Source organism: Novosphingobium sp. AAP93, assembly GCF_001296055.1.
GTDB lineage: Bacteria > Pseudomonadota > Alphaproteobacteria > Sphingomonadales > Sphingomonadaceae > Novosphingobium.
In genome coordinates, this window is record NZ_LJHZ01000054.1 from 1 (window position 1) to 4,161 (window position 4,161).

Genomic DNA, 4,161 nt, shown 5'->3' on the forward strand with positions numbered 1-4,161 from the left:
GTGTAGCCGTTCTCGTCCTTGTAGGTCTTGCCGTCCTTGCGGGCGGGCCGGTCGGTGACGACCGAGAGGTTGGTGATGCTGGTTCCACCGGTGGTGGTGCGGGTTTCCGGATCGCGGGCGATGCGGCCGACGAGGATAACAAGATTGGTCATGGAACTTCTCCTGAGGCTGCAGGTCCGGGACCATCCCGGCTGCGAACTGACCGTCAGAAGGGGGCGGCTGGCGCTCGCACCGAGCGGCGCTGAAAGCGACGGGAGGGGAACCTCGATCAGGTCGGGTGGTGCGGGCAGACGCGCGCGCAGCGCGCGGCAACTCGGCCGGCAGGATCGGGGTTGCGAGGGGCGGACGCCGCCTTCAGGGAAGGGTTCGCGAAGAGCCGGATGGTCCCGGGACGGTATCGACAGGACGGGTTCCCAATGGGTAGCATAATGCATCACGGCCTTACTCTCGAAGATGCCGATCTGCACTGCGCTGTGATCGAGCATTTTACGGACCCAGTGTTTGGCTCGTGAGGCGCGAGTTGAGGCCGAGCAAGAGGATGATCTTGCTATCCTTCGCTGTTGGAAGCAGGTGCATTTCTTCAGCTTTGCTCAGCTGGTGGTCTAGGTGCCAACAAACGGCGTATCTCTGCCAATCTTTGCAGCAATTGTTCGCTATAGACGTCAACCATCGCTGGATCGGCGATCACAGATCAAACGATCAGTTGGGCGCATGCAGCATCCCCGAGAATTCTCTCACCAACCGAGATGAGCTTGGCTCATCAGGCATTCAGTAAGCGTCGTTTGCAAGCTGTGCTGCGCGCGGCGCAGGCTTTCTGACGATCTGGTCGTATTGAAGCCTAGTGCTCAAAAGAGCCGGGAGGGGAGTAGCATGAAACACAATCTTCTGCGGACATCGGCAATCGCTGCCTTGATGGTGAGCATGCCGGTCACAGCTGCGTTCGGGCAAGAGGCGACGGGAGTTGCAAGCCAGAATGGCGCGGAAGAGAGCAGTGGTATTGCCGATATCGTGGTCACAGCCACACGCCGTTCCGAAAAGCTGCAGGATGTGCCGGTCGCGGTGCGTGCGCTTGGTAGCGAGCAACTCCAGCAGCGGGGCATTACCAACTTCAGCGACCTGTTGAGGGAACTTCCACAAGTGCAGTCAGGCGGGCGCGGTCCAGGACAGAATTCGATCTCGATCCGAGGGTTAAACCTTGCGCAGATCGGGCTACAAGGTTCGGCGGTCGCTGGCGTCAGCCCCACCGTTGCGATTTATCTGGATGATGCCACAGTTGCAGTTCAGGGCCGAAATCTCGACGTATACGTGACCGATCTCGAGCGAGTCGAAGTTCTGGAAGGCCCGCAGGGAACGTTGTTTGGTGCCAGTGCCGAAGGTGGTGCAATCCGGTATATCACGAATAAGCCCAACCTCGGCAAGATGCAGGCCGGAGTTTCGCTGAACGGGGCCACGACCCACAAGGGGGCACCAAGCTTCTCGGCAAATGGCTACCTGAACATTCCGATCATCAAAGATAAACTTGCGTTTCGTGCAACCGTCTTCGTTGATCGCCAAGGCGGCTTTATCGACAATATCCCAGCGACGTATCAGCAGCCTCTGGCTGGCATCAACTCGGACGGTTCGGTGGCATTCTGTTTGCCCGGAGCGCCTGTATCTTTGTGCGGCAACGCTGCCAATGCCGCCAAGCCGCAAGCAGTGCGTCCCATCATCAGCAATGCGGCCTTTGCCAAGAACGATTTCAACTCGGCCATGTATGCGGGCGGTCGCGCTTCGCTGAGGTGGGAGGTCGCGCCGGACTGGACTGTAAATGTCCAGAACATGTATCAGACGCTCGATGTCGAGGGCGTATTCCAGTACGATCCGACATTGGGCGATCTCAATGTTACCCGTTTCTCGCCGGACAAGAACGAGGATACCTTCAATCAGGCGCAGTGGTCGGTAGAGGGCAAGTTGGCGGGGCTTGATCTGATTTACACCGGTTCGTATCTGACCCGTAAGGTAAACCAGAAGTTCGATTACACCCGCTATGCCGAAGTTGGGCCTTTCGCTCCGTACTACATCTGCAGCTATCCTGGCTATGCGACTTGCGCCACACCGCGAATGACCTATCTGGATAACTCGAAGAACACCCGCTTCAGCCAGGAATTTCGGATTGCGACCCCCGCCAACAAGCGCATACGGCTTCAGGCAGGGGTGTACTATGACCGGTCAAACCTCACGGTTGACAACGTGTTCTTTTATGAAGGTGCCGCGATTCAGGGCTTCAAGGGGCAGCGGCCGGGCGGCGGCGATGTCATTCGCGATTACGTGAGACCCGATGGTGGCGTCTTCTTCAATGATGCGCTGCGTGGCGAAAGCCAGTTTGCCATGTTCGGTGAAGCCAGCTTTGATATCACCAGTAAGCTGACGCTTACGGCGGGTCTTCGCTACTACAATCAGGAGATTTCGCTCAAGGGTTCGGTCAACTGCGGCACGCGCGTGGCCAATCTGCCAAATGGCAACGTGTGCGGCCGGGGCAACTACGCAGTCGGCCTGGCCGGCAGATCACCTTCAAGAGAGAAGGGCACCACACCCAAGGTGACCTTGAGCTATAAGCCCGATCAAGATCTGCTGTTCTACGTAACCTATTCCGAAGGCTTCCGTCCTGGTGGTTTCAACCGGCGTGGTGGTTCAGGAAATGGCTTCACTGTGCCCTTTACCTATGCTTCCGACAGCGTGAAGAACTATGAACTGGGCTGGAAGACCGAGTTTGCAAATCGCAAGCTGCGCTGGAACGGTGCCATCTTCTACATCGACTGGAACAACATTCCGGTCAGCATCTACGCTCCGCAGATCAGCAATTCGACCTTCGTGCTCAACGGCCCGAGTGCGAGAGTCAAGGGGCTGACGACCGATATGGCTTGGCGCGCGACAAGCGAGTTTACGGTAACGGGCAACTTCGCATACCTTGATACCAGCTTGCATGATTATGGTGCCACACCGGCCGCATTCCGTCCCGCCCCGGGCGACGGGCCGAGGGCGTTGACTTTCAAGCCACTGGGCAGCCCGCTTTCACTCGCGCCCAAGTTCCAGGGCGGATTGCGTTTCCGCTATGAACACGAAACCAGTTCCGGGAACAAGTTCTTCGGGCAGTTGGGTGGCCAGTTTGTCGGTTCATCCCGCACCTCGACCATCAAGTCGGTGGATTTCAGATTGCCAAGCTATGCGCAGTTTGATGCCTCGGTCGGCATCAAGCGCGAGAACTGGAACATGGAGCTCTATGCGCTGAACCTGACCGACCGGAGGGCCACAACCTACACCTCGGTGGACGACAACCGGCAGCTCAATTCCACACTGCGACCGCGCACGATCGGTTTGCGTTTCAATTGGAACTACGACGAGTAAGTCGGGCAGATCGGCCGTTCGCAAGCTTTCGTCAGGCTCCGCCGACCGTTGCACCCCAACGGCCTGGTCGGTTCGGCGAGCCTGGTTCTTTTGATTGCAGCGGCAAAGATATGGGAGTCTTGCGCTTCCGGGGTTCTGCCTGCCAAGTTGAGGTGTGATTGGTAAGGAACTGTTCGCGCCGTGCCTGAACCTGTGGTTGATTCCGGGCTTGACCAAGCCAAGCTGGCCCTTGCCCGCGGCCAACTGGAACTGGCGTGGGCCAAAGCTTCCGAGGCGGCGAGGCAACTGCCACCCGATGATATCGAGGCGTCGTACCTCTGTGCCGTAATTCTTCGGCTGCAAGGAAATCTGCAAGAGGCGCTGCAACGAACAGAACACCTTGCGCAGGTGTATCCCAGGATTGGCCGAGTCCATCAGGAGCGGGGGCATTGTCTCCGCTCGCTTGGGCAACGCGACGCTGCGGTGGCTGCCTACGAGCAAGCTGTGGCCTGCAATCCGCTGCTCACGACACCGTGGCAACTGCTGGCAGCACATTACCAGGAGCATGTACCGGATAAGGTCATCGAGGCACAGAACAAATGCCGTGAGATCGAACTTATGCCGATGGCGCTGCGCGCGGCATTGGCCGCCTACTATGATGAAGACTTCAAACTTGCCGAGGAACGTGTCCGGGCCTTTCTGATGACCACTCCTGATAATCCTGCCGCAATGCGGCTATTGGGTAAGCGGGGCCGTGGCCCCACCTTGCGGGCCTGACGCACAGCGCCGAGTCTCCGC

The 4,161-nt window shown here is 58.4% G+C and carries 3 protein-coding genes; 2 read left to right on the forward strand and 1 reads right to left on the reverse strand.

Going from position 1 to position 4,161, the window contains the following annotated elements:
• Nucleotides 1-152 (reverse strand): single-stranded DNA-binding protein (locus IP83_RS09395; protein WP_156309650.1); only part of this gene is annotated, 152 nt, incomplete at its 3' end.
• 718 nt (nt 153-870) lie between these two features.
• Between IP83_RS09395 and IP83_RS09400 the strand changes: the two genes are divergently transcribed.
• Complete coding sequence (locus tag IP83_RS09400) at nt 871-3,384, forward strand: TonB-dependent receptor (protein WP_054121960.1); 2,514 nt, start codon at nt 871-873, stop codon at nt 3,382-3,384.
• Nucleotides 3,385-3,564: 180 nt separating this feature from the next.
• On the forward strand, nt 3,565-4,140 hold the full coding sequence (locus IP83_RS09405) for a hypothetical protein (RefSeq protein WP_156309651.1): 576 nt from the start codon (nt 3,565-3,567) through the stop codon (nt 4,138-4,140).
• The last annotated feature ends 21 nt before the right edge of the window (nt 4,141-4,161 follow it).

What these genes read in the sequence shown, in the direction of transcription:
- IP83_RS09400 (WP_054121960.1), top strand. Translation starts at nt 871, where the DNA reads ATGAAACACAATCTTCTGCGGACATCGGCAATCGCTGCCTTGATGGTG.